Below are 25,099 nucleotides of genomic sequence, written 5' to 3' on the forward strand. Positions count from 1 at the left end.
TTTGGATTATTATTCAAAAACTATGCCGATGTCATACATTGCCGAACAGATTTGGCGCTGGTTCGCGGAGACGGGGATCAACCTCGCTCTCCTGCTCACACTCGCATTTTTAGTGCCACGAGCTGGCCGTTTCCTGAACCGTCACGCTGAGCGGCAGGTCAAAGAGTCTGGTGAGACGGACGAATCGAAGGGCCGCCTAGCAATCGTGGGCGTCGGTGTATACATCGCCCAGATGGTTGCCTACTTCTTGATTTTCGTCTTTGCACTGCAACAACTCGGCTTTTCACTCGCCGGTGCCGCGATCCCCGCAACGGTTGTATCGGCAGCCATCGGTTTTGGCGCACAGAACATCATCGCGGATTTCCTGGCGGGTTTCTTCATCCTCAGCGAAAAGCAGTTTGGTGTGGGCGACTACGTCGCATTTCAGGGCAACGGGATTGACGTCTCCGGTGAGGTCATTCAGATTACAATGCGCGCAACTCAAATCCGCACCATCGAGCAATCGACCATCTCTATTCCGAACTCGACGGCACGCATATGCATCAACCAATCCAACTACTGGTCCAGCGCGGTCGTCGTCATTCCTGTCCCACTGCTCGGTTCAACGTCTGCGGAAGAAGCGTTGAAGAGGACCCTCGCCGCGGCGCAGCGTGCGATTGCGCAACCCGACATTGCCGACGCCACCATCGACGAGGTCGAAGTACAACCCGCAGTAGCGGTGAACGCCCCCGCAACTGTCGGAAGCTCATGGACCGTGGATATGCGCGTGATGGTTCGCACTCAACCATTGATGCAGTGGAAGGTGGAGCGCGCAATCCGCATGGCGATCCTCGACGAGTTTTGGAACGAGTACGGCGCGGCAACAACATTCGAGGGCGCACTGGTGCAAGGTTTGGAACAACCGACCAGGCACTTTGATGTGCAAACGCCCACAGAGCGTATTTCAGAGTCCTTTCCTCAGACGCAAAAGCTGCCGGCGACAGACCCAGTGGCCCAAGATCCGGCAGCAGTTGATGACTTGACGCTTACTGATGACGACGCACCTGCACCGAAGCGCGTATTCCGCGGAATTATGCGTATGTCCACAGCGTTCCTCCTCGCGGGGTTCGCCATTTTGCTCATTGTCCGCGGCCTCATGTTGCAACCCGCGGAGGAAAGCAACGCAAATTCCGGTGTTTGGGCGCCACCTGCCCGGCCGGTTGCATCCACGAGCGCCCCCATGCCTGCCACCCAAGAAGAGATCCCCACGTCCGACGTCACCACTACTATTCCAACAGCCACGCCAACCACCGAAGCAACCACGCCTTCATCCACAACGACCGAGTCGGAATCATCTGATTGGATGTCCGAAACATCCACATACGAACGACCGGAACCGGTGGCCACGCCAGCTACTCAGGAAGAGACGGCGACGGACGAAGTGGACGTCGATAAGGAGCAACTCCCGCAGCCGTAACAAGATTGGCTAGCATAACTTGCATGACTGACTCGCCCACCACCTTTCGCCCTAGCAAACAACACGTCATTGCGGTTGTCCTCATGACAGGCATCGCGTTGATCGGAATTTCCTGGGCTCCGCTCCTTCTTGGCTGGCTGCTGATCATTCCGCTCGCGTGGTTGCTCTGGATCTTCACCGCCTCCACCACGATCAGCGAACGCGGCATTGCTCTGCGGTACATGGTGAAGCCAAACGTGACCATCGCCTGGTCTGACCTGGCGGGAATTGCATTTCAGGGTGCGAAGGCGAAGGCCACAACTCTTGACGGAGCATCGCACACCATGCCCGGTGTGACCTTTAATATGCTACCGGAACTTGCAGAAGCTTCCCGGGGCCGAATCACGGACGTCATCACGCAGGCGCAGGAAGCCGCCGACGGAAAATATGAAATCATCAACAAAGACGGCAATAAAGTATTAATGTCGCGAGAAGCCTACGACGAATACGTCAAGGCACACCCTGATCTGCCCGGGCCACGGCCCGAGCCCGCGCCACGTACAAAGGAGTAAGCCGTGATCCCTCTCCGCTCACGAGTCACAACCATTGGCCGCCAAGCTGCAGGCGCACGTGCACTATGGCGAGCAACCGGTACAGAAGAAAATGAGTTCGGCAAGCCGATTGTTGCCATCGTCAACTCATACACGCAGTTCGTTCCTGGCCACGTGCACCTCAAAGAGGTAGGGGAAATTGTTGCGGAAGCTGTACGCGCCGCCGGCGGTGTGCCGAAAGAATTCAACACCATCGCCGTCGACGACGGTATCGCCATGGGCCATTCCGGCATGCTCTACTCCCTGCCCAGCCGCGAGATCATCGCGGATTCGGTGGAGTACATGGTCAACGCCCACGCCGTCGACGCAATGGTATGCATCTCCAACTGTGACAAGATCACACCGGGCATGCTGAATGCTTCACTGCGGCTTAACATCCCTACGGTTTTCGTCTCCGGCGGCCCGATGGAATCAGGCAAGCCAATTAACGTTGGTGGCGTCGAAAAGCCAGCCTCCGACCTTGTTGACGCCATCGCGCTTTCCGCAAACGATGCTGTCTCCGATAACGAACTCGATGCCATCGTCGAAGGCGCCTGCCCTACCTGTGGATCGTGCTCCGGCATGTTCACCGCTAACTCCATGAACTGCCTTACCGAAGCGCTCGGCCTTTCACTCCCTGGCAACGGCACCACCCTGGCCACGCACACAGCGCGCCGTGAGCTGTTCGAAAAAGCTGGCGCCACCATCGTTGACCTGTGCAACCGCTACTACGGAGAAGGCGACACCTCAGTATTGCCGCGCGAGATCGCAACCGTGCACGCGTTCCGCAACGCAATGGCCCTCGACATGGCCATGGGTGGATCGACGAACACGATTCTGCACATCCTTGCGGCCGCGCAAGAGGGCGAGGTGAACTTCTCACTCGCGGATATCGACGACCTGTCCCACCACATCCCGTGCCTGTCAAAGGTTGCTCCAAACGGCACAGCCCACGTCGAAGATGTCCACCGCGCCGGAGGCATCCCAGCAATCCTCGGCGAGCTCCACCGCGGCGGACTGCTACACGAGGACGTGCACTCAATTGTCTACGACTCCCTCGACGAGTGGCTCAAGGACTGGGATATCCGTGGCACCGGCGCATGTGAAGAAGCCATCGAACTCTTCCACGCCGCGCCGGGTGGCAAGCGAACCACGCAGGCATGCTCGCAGTCAGCGCGGTGGCCGAGCCTGGATACCGATGCCATCCGTGGCGTGATCCACGATGTCGACCACCCGTTTACTTCTGACGGCGGCTTGGTCGTCCTGCGTGGCAACCTTGCTCCGGACGGCGCGATCCTCAAAACTGCAGGTGTTGAAGAAGGTCTCTGGGAGTTCTCGGGACCGGCGCATGTTGTGGACTCGCAAGAGCAGGCGGTGTCGATGATCTTGGCACACGAAGTACTTGAGGGTGAGGTTGTCGTGATCCGCTACGAAGGACCCGCGGGTGGGCCAGGCATGCAGGAGATGCTTCACCCCACTTCCTTCTTGAAAGGTGCCGGACTGGGCACGAAGTGCGCCCTGATTACCGACGGCCGATTCTCCGGCGGCACGTCAGGACTTTCCATCGGACACATCTCACCCGAGGCTGCCCACGGTGGCCTCATCGGCCTGATCGAAAACGGCGATACCGTTTCGATCTCAGTGTCTCGACGCGAGCTCACCCTCGATGTCGACGAAGACGTCCTGGAAAAGCGCCGTGAAGCAATGGAAGCCTCCGAGCACCCGTGGACACCAAATCGTGTCCGCGAAGTGTCGAAGGCTCTCAAGGTGTACGCAAAGATGGCAACGTCCGCCGACAAGGGCGCCGTCCGCCAGCTCGACTAGCGGGCAGTCGTGGTTAGGCGAGCGGGTTTACCCCGGCGCCGAACCACCACAGCGCACCAGCTGCGGCTAACCCAAGGACTGCGAAAATCCAGGAGCTTGCCAGTGGTCGGCGCGCCCACGAGCGGGTCGCGTCGACGCCGTACAGGCCAGGGCCAGCAAACTGCAGCGCGAGCACCACACCGAAAAGCACTGCTGCCAAGACTGTTGCTGGTTCCCACTCGAACACGTTCAGGCCAACTCCGCTCACAACAATGCTGTGTAAAACGGCAAAGCCAGTAACTGCGATGCCCACCATCGCTGCAACTGGCGTCAACAGCCCAAGCAGCAAGAAGACACCTGCGGCGAGCTGCAACGTCGGCAGGATGATAGCCAGGCCGTCGGTAAATGCGTAGCCCTGCGCAGCAAATTCTGCTTCCAGCCCACCGATACCAGCCGAATCGCCTAGACGGAAGAACACCGCAATCGCTTGCAGGATGAGCGCGAGCCCGAAGGTAAGGCGCGCAATCAGCAAGCCAAAGTCGAGCGTACCGCGCTTTGCGTGCTCAACCTTCTCCTCTTCCAGGTCAGAGTCAGCGGCAACATCTGGTTGCGCATAGGTCGTCGGCACCGAATCGAGCGTGTTGTTGGCAACAACCGTTTCGGTCGCCGGTGTGACATCGAAGCCGCCCGGAGCGTCGGCGTTTGGAAACACCTCAGTGGGAGCAGCCTTCCCCGTCATCGAATAGATTCCCTGAGCCGAGTCGCCTCGAGCCGATCCCTGAAACTCAGGAATGCCTTCGAGTCCACTTACATCCTCGGGTGTAGCATCGCGCAAGTTTTTATCAGTCATGCCTAGCAATCTAGAACAAATCTGCCCGATTACGAGGCTGTACGTCGGCGCGCCACAAAACTTCTTGCCATAAAAGACGCCACCTTCGTTCAAACGTAGCCCCGGAAGCTGGGACTCTGAACAAAATTAGGTTGAAATCTGTTGTAGTTACTAACATCTCATCACATGCATCGATTCAGTTGGCTTGATGAACACGACACTGAAATTTGGCTCACTATGTGGGCAATGATCTCGTGGATCCCTGCCCGCCTTGACGAAGCACTCAAGGCCAATGAAAGCATGAATCTGTCTGACTACCTTGCACTGGTAGAGATCGCACAAGCTGACGATCAGAAGATCACGATGAGCCAACTCGCGAAGGCAACACAGATGTCTGCATCACGCTTGTCCCATATCGTCGCACGTTTGGAGAGACGTGGGCTCGTGGCACGAAGCCAAGACTCGACGGACCGCCGCACCAACATCGCCACGCTCACCAAAGACGGCGTCGAGTTCATCGTGCGGTCCACGCCTGGTTACCTTCAGAAGCTGCGCGAGCTCGTATTCGATTCCATTACGCCGGAAGAGGCCGACCAACTCAACCGAATCATGAAGAAGATCGTCGCCAAGGCAGGACCAGACCATTAGGGCACGAGCCTAGCCAAGGTAACAGTTCCATAACGCTTTGGCGTGCATCCCATTCTTTTTGACGCCAGCTTCTCTCTCCACACGTCCCCGCACCTCCCCCGTCTGATCACCTGGCAACTTCTCCCTTACTACCAGGCGGTTTATTCGATAGTCGCAACCCACGCCCACCAAGGCCGAACGCTTATCAGCGCCACCCCCAGAGCCTTTAACACTACTGTTCCGTCCGTTTTGTGGTGTGCGCTGGAGAAATGCCTTTGATACCATCAACTCCCGTTCGGTGGACGTTGCAATAACGCCACCGCTAAGTTTTTATATCGATTTCTACATATTCAATAGGGACAAAGTTTTATGCGTAAATCTATCCGTGTGGCACTCGCGTTCGTAGGGTTGCTCGTCGGAGCTGGCTTCGCATCCGGCCAGGAAGTGATTCAGTACTTCCTCGCGTACGGCTACTGGGGCCTTGTCGGCTCGATTGTTGCTGGCATCATTATCGTCGTCGTTGGCTCGACGCTCTTCCAGTTGGGTTCTTTCTACCTCGCTGACGACCACAGCGCCGTCTTTAAGAACGTATCAAAGCCACTTGTATCGAAATTTATGGACGTCGCCACGATGTTCACCCTTTTTGCGATCGGCTTCGTCATGGTCGCCGGTGCAGGCTCGAACCTTGACCAACAGTTCGGGCTCCCAACTTGGGTGGGCGCGGCCATCATGACCGTCCTGCTTGTCCTTTCGGGGTTCCTGGACGTCGACAAGCTCACGAACGTCATTTCCATCATCACGCCATTTCTTATCGTCGCGGTGATCGTGGCGCTGATGATCACGCTGGTGCACATGCCAGACAACATCAGCCAGATCAACGAGCTCTCCATGCAGAACGCACCTGCTACAGGTGTGGGCAACAACTGGTTGCTCTCTGCAGTCAACTACGCAACGCTTTGCATCATCATGGCTGTTTCGATGATCCTCGTCATTGCGGGCTCGCAGCTCAACCCTCGCGAAGCTGGCATTGGCGGATTGCTTGGCGGGTTCATCTTTGCAACCCTACTGGTCATCCTGAATTTCATCATTTTCATGAACATGGAAGGCGTCTACGGCGCCGACTTCCCACTGCTCATGGTGTTTGACAACATGCACCCAGCGGTCGGCTTCGTCGTCTCGCTGCTGATCTACTTGATGATCTACAACACCGCGGTAGGCATGTTCTACGCCATGGCGCGGCGTCTCGCTCATGGCCGCCAGGAAAAGTTTCGACTCATCTACTTCATCGTGGTGGGCATTGGCTTCGCGCTGTCTTTCATCGGTTTCTCGGCCCTCGTTGGTTGGGTCTACCCTGTCGTTGGCTATCTCGGACTTGTGCTCTCGATCGTCATGCTTATTTCCTGGTTCAAGGACCGCGGACGTATCGCGGCAGAGACCAAACGACGTGAGCGCCTCGCAGAGCTCGCAGAAACCGCGCTGGACCCAGCAGAAAGCGAACTGTCCGCGAAGGAGCGCGAAGAGGTCGAAGATCTGGTCACCGAGTCCCACGTTGGTGACACACACCTGTGGCAATCCGTCCAGGAGGAAGTCGCTGCGGATCTCCACGCTGATCCAGAGAATGAGTTCTCGCTCGACGACGCACCGGCACTCGACCCCGACTCCGAGGAGTACGACGGTGCACCTGGTGACACCGACTCACACGACGACCCAATCGACTGGGAGGCCTACTCAGAGATGTACGAAACTGGCACGTTCCCAGCCGTCACCGACGAGGACGTCAAGAACGCATCGAAGGGCAAATAGATCCGTTTCGTTGCAGTACATGGAGGAGCCCCCGCACCGGTTCGAATCGGCGCGGGGGCTCCTTTATGCGATGTAGCTTAGGACAGCTTCTTCGCGATCAGCTTGTTCACCTGACCAGGATCAGCCTTGCCCTGCGTTGCCTTCATCACGGCACCGACAATCGCGCCGGTTACCTTCTTGTTGCCGGCTCGGTACTTCTCAACGATGTCCGGGTTGGCAGCCAACGCGTCGTCGACAGCCTTTTCGATAGCGCCATCATCACGCACCACCTCGAGGCCACGAGCAGCGACAACCTCATCAACATGGCCCTCGCCAGCAATCACGCCGTCGATAGCCTGGCGACCCAGCTTGGTCGTCAGCTTGCCTTCTTTCACCAACTCGACCACACGAGCAACGTCCTTTGGCGTCACTCCAACTGCGTCAAGGTCCTTGCCGAGCTCGTTTGCCTTGCTCTGAATGTACGACACCCACCAAGCACGCGCCTCGTCAGGAGTCGTACCTTCCTCGACTGTATCCACAACCAGATCCAACGCGCCAGCGTTCACCAAATCGCGGAACTCCTTCTCAGGCAACTGCCACTCTTCCTGGATTCGAGCCCGGCGCACCCACGGAAGCTCCGGAAGCGTCTTGCGGATCTCCTCCACCCACTCAGGCTTCGCAATTACTGGGGGCAGGTCTGGGTCGTTGAAGTAGCGGTACTCAGAGGCCTCTTCTTTTGGACGCCCCTTCGACGTCGAGCCATCCTTCTCCTGGTAGTGGCGGGTCTCCTGCACAATCTCTTCGCCGTTGACGAGCGCCTGTGCCTGACGCATCATCTCGAAGCGGACGGCCTGCTCAACCGACTTCAAGGAGTTGATGTTCTTCGTCTCCGTACGGGTACCGAACTTCTCCTGACCGATCGGGCGCAGCGAAACGTTCGCGTCACAGCGCATCGACCCCTGGTCCATGCGTGCATCAGAGACACCGAGAGCCTTCACAAGCTCGCGGAGCGCGCCAACGTACGCACGAGCGACCTCGGGAGCACGCTCCCCTGCACCGATAATCGGCTTCGTCACGATCTCAATGAGCGGAACACCAGCGCGGTTACAGTCAACCAACGAGGCCGTCGCACCCGTGATGCGCCCCGAGGCAGACCCGAGGTGCGTCAGCTTACCGGTGTCTTCTTCCATATGCGCGCGCTCGATTTCAACGCGGTACTCAGTACCGTCATCGAGCAGGACGTCCAGGTAGCCGTCGTACGCGATCGGCTCGTCGTACTGCGAAATCTGGTAGTTCTTCGGCTGATCCGGGTAAAAGTAGTTCTTACGCGCGAAGCGCGAGCTTTCCGCAATCTTGCAGTTCAGCGCAAGGCCGATCTTGATTGCCCACTCAACGCCCTTTGCATTAACGACGGGCAATGCGCCAGGCAACCCAAGCGACACAGGGTCGACGTTGGTGTTTGGCGCCGCACCGAAGTGGGCTGAAGATGTCGAGAACATCTTGGTCTCGGTTGCTAACTCAACGTGTACCTCCAACCCCATAACCGGGTCGAATTTTTCCAGTACTTCGTCGTAATCCATCAGGTCGTACGCAGTCATAGTGCTCTAGTGTAGTGCTCTCCTAGTTCTCCGTGTCGCTTGGCGCGCCCATAGCACGTTTCCGCTGGTCTACGGAGCGACAGATGAACGCAAATACCGCACCGGAAAGGTTGTGCCACACAGAAAACACTGCCGCTGGAAGTGCCGCGACTGGGTTCATGTACTGTGCGGCAAGCGTGGCGGCTAGGCCGGAGTTCTGCATCCCAACCTCGACAGCCATTGTTCGAGAAGCGGTTTCCGGCTGACGCGTGACCTTTCCAGTCAGGTAGCCCAGCAGGTACCCCAGGATGTTGTGGATTGCTACACACAGCAGCACCAAGAGACCAGCCTCTGCAAGTTTCTCACGGGAGCCCTGCACGACAATCGCCACGATCATCGAGATCGCAATCACAGAGACCCACGGCAGCGCAGGCAAGATGGCGTCAACAAGCTGAGGCAGCACGAGGCGCACGACGAGACCGAGCACGATTGGAACGATGACCATCTTGACGATCGACAGCGCCATTGCTGCTGCACTCACTGGCATGTGCTGGCCTGCCAGCCACAGAGTCAACAGCGGCGTCATGATTGGTGCAAGCAGCGTCGATATCGACGTCATAGTGACCGACAAAGCTACGTCACCACGGGAAAGGTAGCTAACGACGTTGGATGACGTACCACCTGGTGCGCATCCAACCAAGATCACACCTGCCGCGATTTCAGACGGCAGACCGAGCACCACAGTGATAGCTACTGCAATAGCAGGCATGATGACGAACTGCGCAACCACACCGATGAGTACCGGGAGCGGACGCGAAAAAACGAGACGAAAATCAACTGGACGCAAGGTAAGCCCCATGCCGAACATCACAATGCCCAGGAGCCACGTAGTCCAACCAGAAATTGGGGCGACCGCGCCAGGTGCTGCTGCACCAAGCGCGAAGCCAATCAGTACTAGCACTGGGAAGCCCAGCGTTGCGAGGTATGCAGCGCGGTCCTGGGCATTCCCGCTAGATGGTTCTCTTTTCTCATCTACCGAAACAGTCATAGGTCACACTATAGACACACAAAAGGAGCGCCCGCGCCAGTTTCCGCAAAAATCTTTTGCACTGGCGCGGGCGCTCCACCCAAAAATTTCTTATCCAAACATGCTTCGTGCAGTCTTGTACCGGTGTTCCGGAACCGTCTTCAGGTGTGCCACTGCGGACTCGAGCGGCACGAGATCGATATCCTCACCGTGCAGGGCTACACAGGTATCAAAGTTGCCTTCGTGTGCGGCACGGGCTGCGTGCACGCCGTAACGAGTGGCAAGCACTCGGTCATACGCCGTTGGCGTACCACCGCGCTGGATGTGCCCCAGCACCGTAGTTCGGACATCGTAACCGAGGCGGCGCTTAATCTCGTCAGCGATGATCTGCCCCATCCCGTTGAAGGTCTTGTGACCGAACTCGTCTTCCTCACCGAGGCCTGCATCCATCGTGCCCTCTTTCGGGATAGCGCCTTCGGCGACAACGATGATGCCGTACTTCTCTCCCATCTGGAAGCGGCGCTCCATTGCCTTGCAAATATCTGCAATGTCGAATGGGTCCTCAGGGATGACCGTGTAGTGTGCACCACCTGCCATACCGGCATGGAGTGCGATCCAGCCGACGTGGCGGCCCATCACTTCGACAATCAGGATGCGGTTGTGTGATTCTGCAGTCGTATGCAGGCGGTCAATCGCGTCGGTAGCAACCGATACTGCGGTGTCAAAGCCGAACGTGTAGTCAGTCGCGGCGACGTCGTTGTCAATGGTCTTTGGAACGCCGACAACTGGAATGCCATTATCGGACAACCACTTGGCACCCTTGAGGGTACCTTCGCCGCCAATGGCGATCAGGGCGTCGATACCGGCGTCATCCATATTCGCCTTAATAGTGTCGATACCGGCTTTGAACTTGTCGGGGTGCAAACGGCCGGTCCCCAGGATGGTGCCGCCGCGCAGCAAAATCGAATCGATAAACGCATCGTCGTACAGGTCAATCCTGCGGTCTTCCATCAGCCCGACCCAGCCATCGAGGTACCCGACAACTGTCGAGCCATATTCCGCGCTGGCAGTTCGGACGATTCCGCGAATGACGGCGTTCAGCCCTGGGCAGTCGCCGCCGGAGGTAAGAGTGGCAAGTCGCATACACACAACCCTAGCGCTTTCAAGGCAAAAGGGCTTATTCCGCATGCCCAAAAATCTGATTTCCGCTGGTCACAGGCGTCAAATTGATGCTCCCATTCACACACAAATCCACAACATAGACGATTAAGGTGTTATCAAAATGAAAACGACCCCGCGGCAGTAACCTGCGGGGTCGTGGTGGATATGCCAGATAAGAAAGCTAGCGTCCAGCCTCAAACGCCGCACCAACACGGTACAGGCGCTCGTCTTCAAAAGCAGGAGCAATAATCTGCAAGCCAACGGGAAGACCAGTATCGCTTGCCGTCCCCGCCGGGACGCTCATGCCCGGGAGGCCTGCCAGGTTCAACGGCAAGGTGAAGAGGTCAAAGTTGTACATTGCCAACGGATCGTCGACTTTCTCCCCGATCTTGAACGCAGTCTGAGGAACGGCCGGGCCAGCGATGACATCCACCTTCTCAAACGCCCGACGGAAATCCTGCGCGATGAGGGTACGCACACGCTGCGCCTGCAGGTAGTAGGCGTCGTAATAACCAACAGACAACGCATACGTGCCGAGGATGATGCGACGCTTCACCTCCGGGCCGAAGCCGTCACCACGGGACGACGCCATCACATCTTCCGCAGAGTGCTTGCCGTCGTCACCCGTGCGCAGGCCATAGCGCATACCGTCAAAGCGCGCGAGGTTCGACGAAACCTCGGACATCTGGATGATGTAGTACGCGCCCATGACGTCGTCGAAGCTCGGGCAGTCCACTTCGACGATCTCTGCGCCCTGACGTTCGAACTGTGCAAAGGCGGCGTCGATACGCTCAGTGACGCCTGGCTGGGTACCTGGGCGCGAGAACTGCTTCACGCGTCCGATCTTCACGCCAGACAGATCGCCCGAAGCGCCCTGTTCAGCGGCAGCTGCGAGCTCCTGTACCGGAGTGTCAACGCTTGTGGCGTCGAACTCGTCGTGGCCGCCAATAATCTCGTGCAGCAACGCCGTGTCGAGGACGTTGTTCGCACACGGTCCAACCTGATCCAGCGACGACGCACAAGCGATCACACCGTAGCGGGAAACACCGCCGTACGTCGGCTTCACACCGACGGTGCCTGTCAGCGATGCCGGCTGACGAATAGAGCCACCGGTATCAGTGCCAATACCAATTGGTGCCTGGCCAGAGGCAAGTGCAGCAGCGGTACCACCGCCAGATCCACCCGGAACACGCTCGAGGTCATGCGGGTTACGGGTGACCTGATAGGCGGAGTTCTCAGTGGAGGAACCCATCGCAAACTCGTCGAGGTTCGTCTTGCCCAGAATTGGGATACCGGCCTCGCGCAACTTGCGGACTACCGTAGCGTCGTACGGGCTGCGGTATCCCTCAAGCATCTTCGATGCAGCGGTGGTCGGAGCATCCGTCGTCACCAGCAAATCCTTCAGTGCCAGAGGTACACCAGCCAGCTTTGAAGCCGGTGGCTTACCAGCAGCGACCTGGGCATCCACCGCGTCTGCCGCAGCAAGAGCCTCCTCGGCGCCGACATGCAGGAATGCCCCAAGCTCGTTATCAGTCTCCGCAATGCGGTCCAGGAATGCCTGGGTAACCTCGCGCGACGTCAGCTCGCCGGATTGGATCTTCTGTGCAAGCACGTGAGCTGGAAGCGACACAATGCCTTCAGATGGAAGCGTGTACTCAGTCATGCCTACTCACTTTCTCCAAGGATCTGTGGAACTACGAAGCGCTCTTCATCAACTTCAGGGGCCTGGTCAAGGGCCTGCGCCTGCGTCAACGTCTTCTTCTCGACGTCCGGCCTCATGCCAGCGTCAATCGAGTGGGGGTGGCTCATCGGCTCCACCCCATCAGTGTCGACCTGTTGCACCTTCGAAACAGCGTCAACAATGGTGTCGAGCTGCTGGGCGATCTGGTCAAGCTCATCCTCCTGCAACGCAATTCGCGCAAGGCGTGCGATGCGGGAGACCTCATCGCGTGAAATCTCAGCCAATGTGAAGTCCAATCTTTACCGTAGGTTAGCCACTAAAACGTGTTCATTCTACGTTATCCCCAGAACCCGCATCGCACTAGGCAACACCACACCATCGCCCCATCCCTTTTCGCCTCATTTTTACAATTGCATGCATATATTCATGTAATTGGCAGCATGCTGTCCGTATGCAGTGCTATAAAAGAGCCTATGTCTTACCTCGTACGAGTGACCTTGCCCGACCTACCCGGCAGTCTTGGCGAACTCGCGGAAGCCTTCGGCGTAATCGACGCAAATATTCAGTCCGTCGACATCGTCGAGACTGATCCAAGCGGTACCGTCACTGACGACATTGTTGTCAGCTTGCCCACCGGAACGATGGTCGACGCACTCATTACAGCAGCTTCAGCCATCGACGGCGTTGAAGTTGATTCGATCCGCCCGTTCACTGGGCGCGTTGACCGCAGTGGGCACATCCGGATGCTGGCGAAAATCGCCGAGCTTGCAAACAATCCGAAGCAGGCACTCGACGAGTTAACCGTGATGATCCCCCAGGCAATGACCTCTTCCTGGGCCGTGGTGCTGAAGCACACCCCCGAAGGACTCGACCGCCTGTGCGCCTCCCAGGCTGCACCAGAAGATGACCAATCCCACCCAATCATGCCACCGCTCGAGCATGCGCGGGTGCTCGTTCCGGACAACGACGCGTGGACACCAGAGTCGTGGTGGCAACTCGATACCGCGCTTGCCATCACTCCCCTCGGCGCCTCCGAGTACATTCTCGTTGTCGGTCGCATCGGCGGCCCTGATTTCCTTGCATCAGAGGTAGCTCAGATCGGAGACTTGGGAACCATCATCGGTTCGATAATTTCCTAGTCTTCAACTCCTTCTGGCCCCTGTTCGAGCAGGCGGGTGAACTCTTCCTCGTTGAGAATCCTGAGGCCGAGCTCACGCGCCTTTTGCTCTTTTGAACCGGCATTTTCGCCGACGACCACAAAGTCCGTCTTCTTTGACACAGACCCCGATGCCTTACCACCACGCGACACGATCGCCTCTTTCGCGCCATCACGCGTGTATTCCTCGAGCGTGCCCGTCACCACCACGGTGATCCCCTCAAGGGTTTGCGGAGCAACGTCGGCGGCATCAACTTCCATCGTCACGCCAGCAGCTGTCCACTTTTCGACGATCTCGCGGTGCCAGTCAACGCGGAACCACTCTTGGAACGATTCCGCAATGATGGCGCCTACTCCGTCTGTTTGCGCAAGGTCCTCCAGTGGGGCGTCGACAAGCGCTTCCATGTTGCCGTAACGGGAGGCGAGCGCACGAGCTGCGGTCGGACCGACGTGTCGAATCGAAAGCGCGACGAGGACTCTCCAGAAATCGGCATTTTTCGCAGTGTCGAGGTTCTCCAGTAGCTTGCGGCCAGAGGCATTTACCGCACCTTTCTTCGTGGTGTAGACCTGTGACTTCTTGAGGTCTTCCTCTGTGAGATCAAACAGGTCGCCCTCGTCTTGGATCACACCAGTGTCAATCATGTCCTGCGCGCCCTTTTCGCCCAGCGCCTCAATGTCAAAGGCGCCGCGACTGGCGAGGTACTTCAGACGTTGCGCCAGCTGGGCCGGGCATGAACGCGTATTCGGGCAGCGCCAGTCCGCATCCCCTTCCTTCGCAGGCGCCAACGTTGCCCCGCAACTTGGGCACTCCGCGGGGAACACGAACTCCCGCTCCTCTCCAGTGCGAAGATCTGCGACGGGACCCAACACCTCAGGGATAATCTCGCCAGCTTTACGCACTACGACCGTGTCACCAATGAGGACGCCCTTGCGGCGGACCTCGGTCGGATTGTGCAACGTCGCCATGGCGACAGTCGTACCAGACACGAAAACCGGCTCCATTACCGCGTACGGTGTTACTCGGCCAGTTCGCCCAACGGAAACCTCAATATCGAGCAGTTTCGTCGTGACCTCCTCCGGCGGGTACTTGTACGCGATCGCCCACCGTGGCGCCCGCGACGTCGCTCCTAGTTGGCGCTGTTCCTCAACCGCATCGACTTTTACAACGAGCCCATCCATCTCGTGGATCGCGTCGTGGCGGTGCTGTTCCCAATAGCGAACGGCATCCACCACCGCATCAGCAGTTGCTGCGCGCTTTGTGTATTCAGACACTGGCAGCCCCCAGGCTGCCATCTGCTCGTAGGCTTCGTGCTGGGTCTTCGGGGCAAACCCCTCGCGCGCACCGATGCCGTGGCAAATCATCCGCAGTTTGCGCTTTTTCACATCCTCGGGATCCTTTTGACGCAAGCCTCCGGCAGCCGCGTTGCGCGGATTCGCGAACGGTTTCCCGCCCTCTTCGATGCGAGCAGCGTTGAGATCTGGGAAGTCCTCGGGCCGGATAAAAACTTCCCCTCGCACCTCGACTAGCGCCGGGGCATCGCCCTGCAGCTGGTGCGGAATATCTTCAATGACCTTTGCATTGGCCGTAATGTCCTCGCCCACGCGCCCGTCACCACGCGTAGCAGCGCGAACCAGCTCGCCGTTTTCATACACGAGGTCGATCGAAAGCCCGTCGATCTTGAGCTCTGTCAGATACGGGCCCGGCGCCTTTGCCAGCCAGTCTCGTAGCTCTGCCTCCGAGAAAACATTATCTAGGCTCATCATCCGCTCGAGGTGCTCGACATCGTCGAACGCACCGCCGGTCGGCGCACCGACCTGCATCGTCGGTGAGTCCGGAACAGCGAGCTCGGGGTGCTCTTCCTCAAGTCGCACCAAGCGCTGGAAAAGCTCATCAAACTCGGCGTCACTAATAACGGGTTGGCTGTTGTAGTACAGATCCCGATGGTGACGAACTTGGCTGGCAATCTCATCCCAGAGTCGACGCACATCGACGTCATTAGCAGGCAATTCGTTCACATTTTCGTTCATAACGTGCAAGTCTAGCGTCTCTGTCCGACACGGTTAGTAAGGTAATGTGCATGGCTTTCTTCGACGCATCCCGCATGATGTCCTTCGACCTCGAGACGACTTCTGTGAACCCACGCACTGCTCGTATTGTGACGTCCTCCCTTGTCACGATCGACGGTGCGCAGGCGAACGCGCACGAGGCGCTCGCGGACCCAGGGGTTGAGATACCCGCAGAGGCTGCCGCGGTCCACGGCATCACCACGGAGTACGCCCGCGCGCACGGCCGCCCGCACGATGAGGTCTTGCAAGAAACAGTTGACATGATTAAGCGCGGTTGGGAGGACGGCCTCACTCTCATCGTTTTTAACGCGCCGTATGACCTTTCTGTGCTGCGACAGCTCACCGGAGACTTCACTGTAACCGGCCCGGTTTTCGACCCTCTCGTCATCGACCGGGCGAAGGACCGCTACAGGAAGGGGAAACGCAACCTCGGCGCTCTGTGCGAGCTGTACGGAGTGAAGCTCGACAACGCTCACGATGCGACGGCTGATGCGACCGCCGCTGCGCGCCTTGCGTGGAAGCAGGTCCGCTCCACCTACCCTGAACTCGCCCAGATGAGCACGGACGAGTTGATGGAGTTTCAGGCCGTGGAGTACTACAAACTCCAAACAGAGTTGCGGGAGTTCTTCGAGTCGAAGGGGCGTGATGTCTCAAACCTCACGACGTCGTGGCCGATGATCGGGGATGCGAGTTAGCGCAGCCCTTCCGCCATTTCAGCGGCTTCACGGTAGTTCGCAGCGGCCTGTTTCAACGTATCCGCGGGTCGTGCCCACACGTCGAAGCTGCAGGCCTCAGGGTCGGTTTGGAGTTCGTCGAGCACGTTCCACACATCCCTTGGCCGCATGGGTGCAAGCGCGAAGCGGCTGCCGCGATCGAGCAGTTGCGCAAAGCGGTCTTTTTCGGCGGTTGATTGTAGGTCCGCAAGGTCTACGGTCTGCCAAGGGACGTTGATCATCATTGGCGCGTGGAGTAGGTACTTACCAAAGCCTGCGAGGCGCTCCTCCGGTTCTGGGTATGCCGGGATGCGTTCGGCATCAGTCGCACCACGCAGTGAGCCTCTCATCACGGCGTCGAGGCTTGGCTCGTCGATTTGCAGCACTGTCGGAGCTAATCGACGCCCCACATCTTCTCGATGATCGTCAATAGCCTGTGCAAGCGCCTCGGTCACATCCCGCAGCGCACCAGTGTCCGTGATCATGCGGTGTCCATTGCGCATCTCAATTTCTGCTGCAAGTGTCCAAGGACCGACAACCTGGACTTTGATCGCATCGAGCTTGCCGGCCCACAGCGATTCCAGGACATCCAGGTCGCGATCCATCTGGTCACGCACCGCCCGGTGCTGGGTGCCAACGCGCCATCCGCGCGGGCCGCGGTCGATGGGAATGTCGAGCAACGCGGCTGTTCGCCCAATCAGGTCACTCCCGATCCCACGCTCTGGCAGCTGTGGAATGTGTGGCAGCGGTGATTCTGAAAGCACAACGTCCGCGGCAGTGACGAGGTCTGTGCCGGGCAACTCCCCGAGGCCGAACGCCGTCATGGTTGCACGCTCGAAGTCCCACAAATCGTGCCGGACCCCAGCACCACGTCACCGCGCCCGTCCGGGTCAGGCAAGTACAGCACGGCAGCCTGCCCTCGCGCGACTCCCTCCAGGGGCGTCTCCAACTCGAGATGCATGCTGTTGCCCTCAACGCGTGCGTGGCAGGCGACGACCCCGCCGTGCGCACGGATCTGTACATTGGCCGCGAACTCACCTTGCATCGCCGGATGCAGTACTTTCAGGCGGTCTGCGTCGATCTGCCAGACTTTGAGCGCTTCGCGCGGCCCGACAGTAACCGTGCCCGTGGTGGCGTCGACATCGGTGACGTAGCGCGGCTTTCCGTCCTGGGCTGGCACGCGAAGGTTGAGGCCGCGGCGCTGTCCGATGGTGTACTGGAACGCGCCGTCGTGCTCTTTGAGCTCGGTGCCGTCCTGATCGCGCACGATTCCTGGGCGCATACCGATGGACCTACCCAAAAATGCCTGGGTGTTGCCGTCCGGGATAAAGCAAATATCGTAGGAGTCCGGCTTCTGAGCGGTAGCGAACCCGAACGCTGCCGCCTCCTCACGAATCTGAGGTTTTTCCGTATCACCGACTGGGAAGATGCACTTGTCAAGCTCATCACGCGTCAGCACTCCCAACACATAAGACTGGTCTTTCAGCGGGTCCACCGAGCGCCGCAGGTTCCCGTCTTCGTCGATAGTTGCGTAATGGCCGGTAGCGATCGCGTCGAACCCAAGCGCGACAGCGCGCTCAAGCAAGGCAGCAAACTTGATTTTCTCGTTGCATCGCAGGCATGGATTCGGGGTCTCACCATGCTCGTACGACCACACGAAATTATCAATGACCTCGGCTTTAAAGCGATCGGAAAAGTCCCACACATAAAATGGAATCCCGAGTTTGTCGCACACACGTCGAGCGTCCGCAGAATCCTCCAGCGAGCAACACCCGCGTGCCGACTCTCTGGTGGCCTGCGGGTCCTGCGAGAGCGCCAGGTGCACGCCCACAACGTCGTGGCCAGCTTGGACAAGGCGTGCAGCGGCCACTGAGCTGTCCACGCCTCCACTCATCGCCACTAAAACTCGCATGTGGCGGAAGTGTACCCGCGAGCAGGAGGAGAAGAAAAGCGTACGCCGAATCATACCCAGGCATGACGACAGCCCTGCGCAGGTCGATTAGGTTATGGATATGCCTCCCTTTACTGCCCGCCTGCCGATCCGCATGCGTGACGCAAGCATCGCTTTTGTCCTCGGCGTGTGTGCTTCGCTTGGTGTCCTGAGTGCCACGAGATCTGCATGGGCGGTCGTACCTCTCCTGCTGTGGGCTATCGTCGCCCCTTTTTCCCGCTGGCGATGGCCAACTGCAACTGTGCTCACCGCATTCGTCCTATTGGGGATGCGTGCATTCAGCACGAACCTCACGGTAGCGGTGATTGTCGTTGGGGTCTTCACTGCCTACATCATCCGTCGCAATGTTCGCCCAGTTCTTCGCGACTTCGCTGCCATTGCGCTCGTTACAGGAGACCTCGTGGCACTCTCACTCGTATCGCCCGTGCCTCGGAGCATGCCCTTTGAGCAGCAGCTTCCCTACCTCGCGTGGAGCGCCACGTTGCTAGTGGCGGCTGGACTCTTCGGCGAGCTACGCAGGCGGACCGAAGAAGCCGCAACCCGCGAGCTCGAGCAGGCGCTGCGGCAGCAACGGATCGAGCTTCAACAGGCTATGTCTGAGCAACGCGCGTTCCTTGCCCGCGAGATCCACGACGTGGTTACCCATTCGCTCACTGTGATTGTTGCGCAGGCCGATGGCGGACGCTACGGCGGGGACTGCGACAAAGCCCTTCGAGTAATCGGAGAGGTCGGACGGGAATCCCTGGCGCAAATGCGCGAAGTGGTCGCGCTACTTCGTGCGCCCGAGTCGCGGTCGGTGGAACCTTCACCAGTGTCTCTAGATTTCGAAGAGCTGGTTCGTACGAGTCGACTCGGCGGCCTGGATATCACTTACTCGCAAACGGGATCTGCACCAGAGCAGCTACCACTTGCTACGTCCCTTGCGGCCAGACGCGTGGTCCAGGAGGCTCTCACGAATGCGCTCAAACACGGCGACGGCGCTGCTTTGCTTGATGTGACGTGGGAGGAAAAACAAGTGGTAATCCGTGTGAACAATGGATTCGATGGCACTGCAGCAAGCCTTGTCAATGGCCACGGCTTGCGTGGGATGCGGGAGCGCGCCGCTCTTATCGGGGCAACTTTGCAGGCAGGCCCCACCCCCACCAACAGCGGGCGTGCAGAGTGGGTCACGCAAGTGCGAATCCCCTACGTTGAGCAAGGTCTCGCCGGAGTGATACACCCCGACACGCTGGAGCATGCATGAGCACAATTCGCTTAGGGATCGTCGACGACCAGGCACTCTTCCTCCACGGTATCCAGCTCGTCATCGACTCCCAGACAGATTTGGGCGTCGATTGGCTGGCCTCGAACGGCGCTGAGGCACTCGAGCAACAGGCATCCCACCCGGTCGATGTAGTGCTGATGGATGTGCAAATGCCCATCCTCGACGGCATTGCCGCGACGGCCGAGTACGCCAGCCGTTTCCCGCAAACCAAGGTCATTATCCTCACCACGTTCGATGACGAGGATTACGTCGTGGACGCACTGCGGGCCGGCGCCAGTGGGTTCTTGCTCAAGGACACACAACCCGAGGAACTTCTCGACGCCATCCGTACCGTCGCTGCTGGCGATGCCGTCATCTCTCCGCGCGCCACCAAACGCATCATTGCTCGGATCTCTCACAGCACGCGCCAAGCCGCACACGCCGACGAGGAGCTTTCAATTTCTGCGACTGACCGCATGGCGCTTGGCGAGCTCACTGCCCGCGAGCGCGAAGTACTCATCGCAATCGGTCGTGGCTGGTCAAACTCGGAGATCTCTGAGCGCATGTTCATTTCCATGCCAACGGTGAAGACGCATGTCGGGAGGATCTTGTCCAAGACCCAGTCGCGCGACCGCGTGCATGCGGCGCTCTTCGCCTATCGCACGGGCCTTGTCGATCGTTCCGATCTCCTCGATGGCTAAGCACCATCATCCCCCGGTATGACTTGCAAGATCGTACCAAGCTCCGACGCTTTCGGAGCCTCACTTGGCGATAGTGAACACCATGAACTCACCAATCATTACTACGAAGGGCCTGACGAAGGTCTACGGTGCGCACACAGTCGTCGACAAGCTTTCGCTTGAGGTTCCGCAGGGCGCCGTGCACGGGCTCCTGGGGCCGAACGGCTCCGGCAAATCAACCACAATGAAAATGTTGCTCGGCCTGACCACACCAACTGCCGGGGAGATCACCGTGCTGGGGCAGCCGATGACCCGCTCAACACGCGGCGAGGTACTCGCTAGCATCGGCTCACTCATCGAGTCGCCAGCGGCATACCCGCACCTCACCGGTGCGGAGAACATGAAGATTGTGACGCGTCTATTCAAAGCCGATTCTGCAAACGCGCAGCGCGCGGTACGACTTGTTCGCTTGGAAAAGCACATGGACAAACAGGTCAAGAACTATTCGCTCGGCATGAAGCAACGCCTCGGCATCGCAATCGCGCTCGTACGCGACCCTCAATTGCTCATCCTCGATGAACCAACCAACGGCCTCGACCCTGCAGGTATCGAAGAAATCCGCGAGCTTATCATCAGTCTCGCACGCGACGAAGGCCGTACTGTCCTCGTTTCAAGTCACTTGCTCTCCGAAATGGAGAAGATGGCCACCAGCTTCAGCATTATCAACCAAGGCAAGCTCATATTTCAAGGCTCGAAGCAGCAGCTTTTCGACGCCCACCTCCCCGACGTCTACGTCCAAACCCCACAGGCAGCCGTTGCCACCGAAGTTCTACGAGACTTGCAACCACGCATCGTTTCCGGGGGCGTGGCACTACCCGGACTTACCGAGGAGGCCGTTGCTACTGCATGCGCGCAGCTCGTCCATCACGGAGTCCCGATCTACCAGGTTCTGCGAAAGCACCGCAGCCTGGAAGAAATTTTTATTGGGATGACAGGACGCAAGGGGCTTAGCGCATGAGCATCGAATTCTTGAAGCTGCGTCGTACGCACATCTCGCTACTGGGCGGCGTGCTCTCCCTGGGCATCGTACTGTTCGCTTGTATGAGCTTGTTCTCAGACGGCCAAATCGACGCGTTCACCGCTGCCCCGGAGGCAGCATGGTCGGGCCAACTGATTGCGGTTGCGATGTCGCTCGCATTTCTCACCCCACTGCAATTGGCGCTCATTGCCAGTCGCGCCGTCGATAACGAGCATGCAAGTGGCGGGTGGCTGCTCAACGCGGTTGCTGGCGTCCGCAAGGGCTCGCTGCTGCGACGAAAGTTCCGAGTAGTGGCGCCTCTCATCGTCACGCTCAAGCTGATGGAGTTCACGGCGTGCATCGCGCTACCAGTATTGCTGGGTGCGCCGCTGCCTAGCGGAAGCACAGCTGGAGCCTGGGCAGTGTACGGAGTTGCAGCCGTTGTCACTAGCCTAGCGATCACCAGCGCCATGTTCGTGCTCGCAGCGGTCACTGAATCGCAAGTAGGAGTGCTGGCATTTGGCGTGGCGGGAGGCTTCCTCGGCATCACCTCGCTGCTTTCCCCTGTGTGGCTCGCTGAGATGAACCCCTTCGGCTATTTTGCAGTCCTACTCCCATACACCTTCGCTAACGAAGGCGCAGTTCCTACGCAACCAGGTTGGGCTTCGTGGTGTGTCTACGTCGTGTTGCTCGCTACAGGGTTCGTTGCAATAACGCGAATACTCGACAGGAAAGAAATCTAATCATGGACATGATCGTTAACGAGTTTTGTAAACTTCGGCGCACTTACATCACAATCGTTGCCGTCGCCATCCCACTCGTCTCCGTCGTCTTCGGTGCTGGCAACTACGCCGCCAACTCTGAGACTTTGGAATCCGGGTGGACGAGCTATTGGTCCCAGGCGACGCTATTTTACGGCATGCTTTTCATGGTGGCGGGTATTTCGATTCTCGCGTCCTCCACGTGGCGCGTTGAGCACCGTGGCGGCAACTGGAACACGTTGCTTACCTCGTCCAGATCGGCGGCGAGTCTGGTCACCGCAAAACTTGCTGTACTCATCGCGATGACCTCAATTATGCAGTGCGTGTTCATCGTCTTGAGCACTATCGGTGGTTGGGTCGCTGGCCTATCAGGCATGCCGCCGATGGCCCTACTCGCATCGTCCTTACTCGCTGTGGTTCCTGCGATGGCAGTGGCCGCGTGGCAAAGCTTCGCTTCAATGCTGGTCCGCAACTTTGCCATGCCAGTCGCCCTTGGCGTGGTGGCCAGCCTCGTCGCTTTTGGTGCAATTGCTGCCGGCGCCACAGTAGCGCAGTTTCTGCTTCCTCCCGTCGGCGTGGCCACGATGCTGTGGATGGGCGGTAACGCAGTCGCGGGCTCGGGTATCCTCGAGTGGAGTGCGGTGTCCGGCGTCCTCGCAAGCACCCTGCTGCTTACTGCCACAGCGTGGCTTGCGTCCGTCGTGTACCTGCACCATGTCGACGTGAAGGCGTAAGGTACTGTCACTGTGCATGGCAGCAAAAAGTGAATTCCATGAAATCGATACCGGCGTTGCGGAGGTTCTCCACGAACCGGACGGCTCCATGGTGCTCCTCGTCAACGGCGTGCCGAGCTCCCACATCGTCCCCGGCGACCCAGAACGGCTGGACTTCGAATACATGAGGTGGATCGCTGATTTTCTGAACGACCAACAGCTTGTCGACGTCCCCCTTTGGCCCAAACCACGCCTAACCCACCTCGGTGGCGCTGCCTGCACACTGCCCCGCTACTTTGCTTCTAAGTGGAACGGCTCGCGCAACACTGTCGTGGAAATTGACATGTCACTTGCCGAGCTCGCCCGCGAACTTTTCGATATCCCCCGTTCACCCGTCGTTAAAATACGAGTCGGTGACGCCCGCGAAGTCACCGACAGCTTCAAACCCAACACCCGCGACATCATCATTCGCGATGTCTTCTCATCAGCGATCACTCCACGAAACCTGACCACGGTGGAGTTCTTCGAGCAAGCGCGGAAATCACTCAGCCCGTCAGGAATATATGTGGCAAACTGCGGCAGCCACGCGGATCTCAAAGAAGCGAAGGAAGAACTGGCTGGCATGCTCGAAGTGTGGCCACACGTTGCCGCAATCGCGGACCCACCAATGCTGAAAGGCCGCCGCTACGGCAACATCGTCCTCATCGCCGCAAACACACCAATCGAGGCCAGCCCTTCGCTAAACCGTGAACTGCTCAAAGGCGCCGTGCCTGCGCAGTTCAAGCACGAAAAATGGGCCCGTAGCCTTGCTACGAGCCCTCGCTACGACGCGCCTACCGACGTCTAGTGCGCAGCGTTATCCAACAGGATCAGCAGGTCACCAACCTGGTAATCACCAATCATCATGTTACGCAGGTCATCCACGGGCAGTTCGCCCTGAGAAGCCAGGCGCTGGACAAGGCCAGCGATGTTGTTCGCGTCCTTAATATCAAAGCCGAATTTCGCAGCCTCCGACGCAACCTGTGATGCACCCAGGGCACCGGCGGCCAACGCGAGGATCGCGACGACCAGCGCCGTGCTGTTCTGTTCCAGAACCTCAAGCTGATCGGAGTCCGGCACCTGGAACGTCTCAAGGACGCCACCTGCGGAACCGAGATTGCCAGCGGCGAAACCGCCGAACTGTGCACCGGTGCCGTTAAACAAGTTCATATCGACAGTCGCCGGAATACCAGCGACCCGGCCGGAGTCGCTACGCTGCCAGAACGTCAACTTGTCCCAGCCACCGACCGGACGTGGCGGCTGGTTCTGGTATGCGGCAAGCCACAGCGGGTAGCTAGTAAACGCGTTGGTGTTGTTCATCCGCTCGTACCAGAAATAACGGTAGGTATAGAGCATCGGCCGCTTGCCCGATGCACGCTCCAACTCAGTGAGGAAGATCTGCGTCCACGCCGCGAGCTGTGTTGGACCAAGCCCCTCATCGACCTCAAGGTCAAGAACTGGTGGCAGCTGCTGCGCAGGGCCAGCGTTAATGACGTTTGCGAAGTGGCGAGCCTGCGCAATAGGGTCCATCCCCGGTCGCGCATAGTGATATGCACCGACCTTCAAACCTGCATCTGCAGCAGCTTTGACATCTTCTTCGTAAAACGAGTTCTTGTACGTCGTTCCCTCAGTCGCCTTGACGAACGCAAAGTGCTGCCCACCGACTGTTCCAGCCATCTTCCAGTTGATTGGCGCACCACCAGGGCGCTGGTGATCAGCCACATCAACGCCAGAGATCAGACCAGGGATCGATTGAGCATCCGCGTGGGAGCTCAACGATTGAGGTGCAAAAACAGTAAGCGCAAGGGCAAGCGTCGCGGCTACAAAAGCCGCGGTTGCAGAGCGAAGTCTAGGGGCTACATACATACGCGACACTCTAGCGCACACCAGTCACACTATTCACACGCGACACACGCAAACCATGGGGCGCTTCAGCACTATCTGCCTGTGTCTTTACTGGGCACCACATTCCCATCGCGAGGAAGCACGACCTGGGGATTCCCATTGCCAGCCAGAGCAAAACCCGGAATCTGGTGCGCCACCCCACAACCCCTCACGCCACCGAAAAATAGTTCCGATCTTCGGGGAACTATCCTGAACCCCCAACCACAACGAAAAGGGCCCATGCCACCAGGAACACTCCCGGCACCACAGGCCCCACAACCCCTGCCTACAGTCTGGCTAGAAGTGCAGCCCACCAGACATCGCAGCGGCAACACCACCACCAATTAACAGCAGCAGCACCA

The 25,099-nt window shown here is 58.6% G+C and carries 23 protein-coding genes; 13 read left to right on the forward strand and 10 right to left on the reverse strand.

The features are described 5' to 3' along the window. Positions 1 to 28: 28 nt before the first annotated feature. The 3 genes from HMPREF3170_RS08810 to ilvD are packed head-to-tail and all read left to right on the forward strand — an operon-like array spanning position 29 to position 3,849. Positions 29 to 1,456: a mechanosensitive ion channel family protein gene (locus HMPREF3170_RS08810; RefSeq protein ID WP_246814952.1), complete on the forward strand. Its 1,428-nt coding sequence runs from the start codon at positions 29 to 31 to the stop codon at positions 1,454 to 1,456. A gap of 23 nt (positions 1,457 to 1,479) precedes the next feature. Further along, positions 1,480 to 2,007, forward strand: a complete 528-nt coding sequence (locus tag HMPREF3170_RS08815) for a PH domain-containing protein (RefSeq protein ID WP_070362581.1) — start codon at positions 1,480 to 1,482, stop codon at positions 2,005 to 2,007. Positions 2,008 to 2,010: 3 nt separating this feature from the next. Continuing rightward, entirely contained in the window at positions 2,011 to 3,849 is a 1,839-nt protein-coding gene (gene ilvD, locus HMPREF3170_RS08820) for a dihydroxy-acid dehydratase (RefSeq protein ID WP_070479171.1), read from the forward strand. A gap of 13 nt (positions 3,850 to 3,862) precedes the next feature. Here ilvD and HMPREF3170_RS08825 read toward each other — a convergent pair whose 3' ends face one another. After that, positions 3,863 to 4,678: a DoxX family protein gene (locus HMPREF3170_RS08825; RefSeq protein WP_070479172.1), complete on the reverse strand. Its 816-nt coding sequence runs from the start codon at positions 4,676 to 4,678 to the stop codon at positions 3,863 to 3,865. 165 nt (positions 4,679 to 4,843) lie between these two features. On the opposite strand from HMPREF3170_RS08825, the gene HMPREF3170_RS08830 reads away from it, so the two are divergent. After that, positions 4,844 to 5,305: a MarR family winged helix-turn-helix transcriptional regulator gene (locus HMPREF3170_RS08830; protein ID WP_070362584.1), complete on the forward strand. Its 462-nt coding sequence runs from the start codon at positions 4,844 to 4,846 to the stop codon at positions 5,303 to 5,305. Between the two features lie 348 nt (positions 5,306 to 5,653). After that, positions 5,654 to 7,087: a YkvI family membrane protein gene (locus HMPREF3170_RS08835; RefSeq protein WP_070479174.1), complete on the forward strand. Its 1,434-nt coding sequence runs from the start codon at positions 5,654 to 5,656 to the stop codon at positions 7,085 to 7,087. A 77-nt stretch (positions 7,088 to 7,164) separates the two neighbouring features. Here HMPREF3170_RS08835 and gatB read toward each other — a convergent pair whose 3' ends face one another. From gatB to gatC, 5 genes are all read right to left on the reverse strand, one after another. Further along, positions 7,165 to 8,664: an Asp-tRNA(Asn)/Glu-tRNA(Gln) amidotransferase subunit GatB gene (gatB, locus tag HMPREF3170_RS08840; RefSeq protein ID WP_070479176.1), complete on the reverse strand. Its 1,500-nt coding sequence runs from the start codon at positions 8,662 to 8,664 to the stop codon at positions 7,165 to 7,167. A gap of 22 nt (positions 8,665 to 8,686) precedes the next feature. Beyond that, positions 8,687 to 9,691 (reverse strand): bile acid:sodium symporter family protein, encoded by a 1,005-nt coding sequence (locus tag HMPREF3170_RS08845; RefSeq protein ID WP_070479177.1) that lies wholly within the window; start codon positions 9,689 to 9,691, stop codon positions 8,687 to 8,689. A 90-nt stretch (positions 9,692 to 9,781) separates the two neighbouring features. Next, entirely contained in the window at positions 9,782 to 10,813 is a 1,032-nt protein-coding gene (locus HMPREF3170_RS08850; protein ID WP_070479179.1) for a 6-phosphofructokinase, read from the reverse strand. Positions 10,814 to 11,012: 199 nt separating this feature from the next. After that, positions 11,013 to 12,494 (reverse strand): Asp-tRNA(Asn)/Glu-tRNA(Gln) amidotransferase subunit GatA, encoded by a 1,482-nt coding sequence (gene gatA, locus HMPREF3170_RS08855; protein WP_070479182.1) that lies wholly within the window; start codon positions 12,492 to 12,494, stop codon positions 11,013 to 11,015. Positions 12,495 to 12,496: 2 nt separating this feature from the next. Beyond that, positions 12,497 to 12,796 (reverse strand): Asp-tRNA(Asn)/Glu-tRNA(Gln) amidotransferase subunit GatC, encoded by a 300-nt coding sequence (gene gatC, locus HMPREF3170_RS08860; RefSeq protein WP_070362590.1) that lies wholly within the window; start codon positions 12,794 to 12,796, stop codon positions 12,497 to 12,499. Between the two features lie 189 nt (positions 12,797 to 12,985). Between gatC and HMPREF3170_RS08865 the strand changes: the two genes are divergently transcribed. Then, positions 12,986 to 13,651 (forward strand): ACT domain-containing protein, encoded by a 666-nt coding sequence (locus HMPREF3170_RS08865; protein WP_070362591.1) that lies wholly within the window; start codon positions 12,986 to 12,988, stop codon positions 13,649 to 13,651. Here the strand turns inward: HMPREF3170_RS08865 and ligA are convergent. Beyond that, complete coding sequence (gene ligA / locus HMPREF3170_RS08870) at positions 13,648 to 15,696, reverse strand: NAD-dependent DNA ligase LigA (RefSeq protein WP_070362592.1); 2,049 nt, start codon at positions 15,694 to 15,696, stop codon at positions 13,648 to 13,650. The two genes, HMPREF3170_RS08865 and ligA, sit on opposite strands and share 4 nt — an antisense overlap. 50 nt (positions 15,697 to 15,746) lie before the next feature. Between ligA and HMPREF3170_RS08875 the strand changes: the two genes are divergently transcribed. After that, entirely contained in the window at positions 15,747 to 16,430 is a 684-nt protein-coding gene (locus tag HMPREF3170_RS08875; RefSeq protein WP_070363535.1) for a 3'-5' exonuclease, read from the forward strand. Here the strand turns inward: HMPREF3170_RS08875 and HMPREF3170_RS08880 are convergent. Next, a complete protein-coding gene (locus HMPREF3170_RS08880; RefSeq protein WP_070362593.1) occupies positions 16,427 to 17,272 on the reverse strand; it encodes a uroporphyrinogen decarboxylase/cobalamine-independent methonine synthase family protein in 846 nt (281 codons plus the stop codon). The two genes, HMPREF3170_RS08875 and HMPREF3170_RS08880, sit on opposite strands and share 4 nt — an antisense overlap. Continuing rightward, complete coding sequence (gene mnmA, locus HMPREF3170_RS08885) at positions 17,269 to 18,360, reverse strand: tRNA 2-thiouridine(34) synthase MnmA (RefSeq protein WP_070479184.1); 1,092 nt, start codon at positions 18,358 to 18,360, stop codon at positions 17,269 to 17,271. The genes HMPREF3170_RS08880 and mnmA overlap by 4 nt, the downstream gene beginning before the upstream one ends. Before the next feature lie 100 nt (positions 18,361 to 18,460). On the opposite strand from mnmA, the gene HMPREF3170_RS08890 reads away from it, so the two are divergent. The 6 genes from HMPREF3170_RS08890 (at position 18,461) to HMPREF3170_RS08915 (ending at position 23,661) form a co-directional block, all read left to right on the forward strand. Continuing rightward, complete coding sequence (locus HMPREF3170_RS08890) at positions 18,461 to 19,642, forward strand: sensor histidine kinase (RefSeq protein WP_168161639.1); 1,182 nt, start codon at positions 18,461 to 18,463, stop codon at positions 19,640 to 19,642. Further along, a complete protein-coding gene (locus tag HMPREF3170_RS08895; RefSeq protein WP_070362596.1) occupies positions 19,639 to 20,343 on the forward strand; it encodes a response regulator in 705 nt (234 codons plus the stop codon). The genes HMPREF3170_RS08890 and HMPREF3170_RS08895 overlap by 4 nt, the downstream gene beginning before the upstream one ends. An 82-nt stretch (positions 20,344 to 20,425) precedes the next feature. Beyond that, positions 20,426 to 21,340, forward strand: a complete 915-nt coding sequence (locus HMPREF3170_RS08900) for an ABC transporter ATP-binding protein (RefSeq protein ID WP_070362597.1) — start codon at positions 20,426 to 20,428, stop codon at positions 21,338 to 21,340. Next, complete coding sequence (locus HMPREF3170_RS08905; protein WP_070479188.1) at positions 21,337 to 22,083, forward strand: ABC transporter permease; 747 nt, start codon at positions 21,337 to 21,339, stop codon at positions 22,081 to 22,083. The genes HMPREF3170_RS08900 and HMPREF3170_RS08905 overlap by 4 nt, the downstream gene beginning before the upstream one ends. A 2-nt stretch (positions 22,084 to 22,085) precedes the next feature. Next, positions 22,086 to 22,835, forward strand: coding sequence for an ABC transporter permease (locus tag HMPREF3170_RS08910; RefSeq protein WP_083290951.1), 750 nt, complete (start codon positions 22,086 to 22,088; stop codon positions 22,833 to 22,835). 16 nt (positions 22,836 to 22,851) lie between these two features. Then, a complete protein-coding gene (locus HMPREF3170_RS08915) occupies positions 22,852 to 23,661 on the forward strand; it encodes a spermidine synthase (protein ID WP_070479190.1) in 810 nt (269 codons plus the stop codon). Here HMPREF3170_RS08915 and HMPREF3170_RS08920 read toward each other — a convergent pair. Then, on the reverse strand, positions 23,658 to 24,719 hold the full coding sequence (locus HMPREF3170_RS08920) for a glycoside hydrolase family 25 protein (RefSeq protein WP_070479191.1): 1,062 nt from the start codon (positions 24,717 to 24,719) through the stop codon (positions 23,658 to 23,660). The genes HMPREF3170_RS08915 and HMPREF3170_RS08920 overlap by 4 nt on opposite strands. Positions 24,720 to 25,099 lie beyond the last annotated feature (380 nt).

The organism is Corynebacterium sp. HMSC08D02 (assembly GCF_001807505.1).
GTDB classification, from domain to species: domain Bacteria; phylum Actinomycetota; class Actinomycetes; order Mycobacteriales; family Mycobacteriaceae; genus Corynebacterium; species Corynebacterium pseudogenitalium.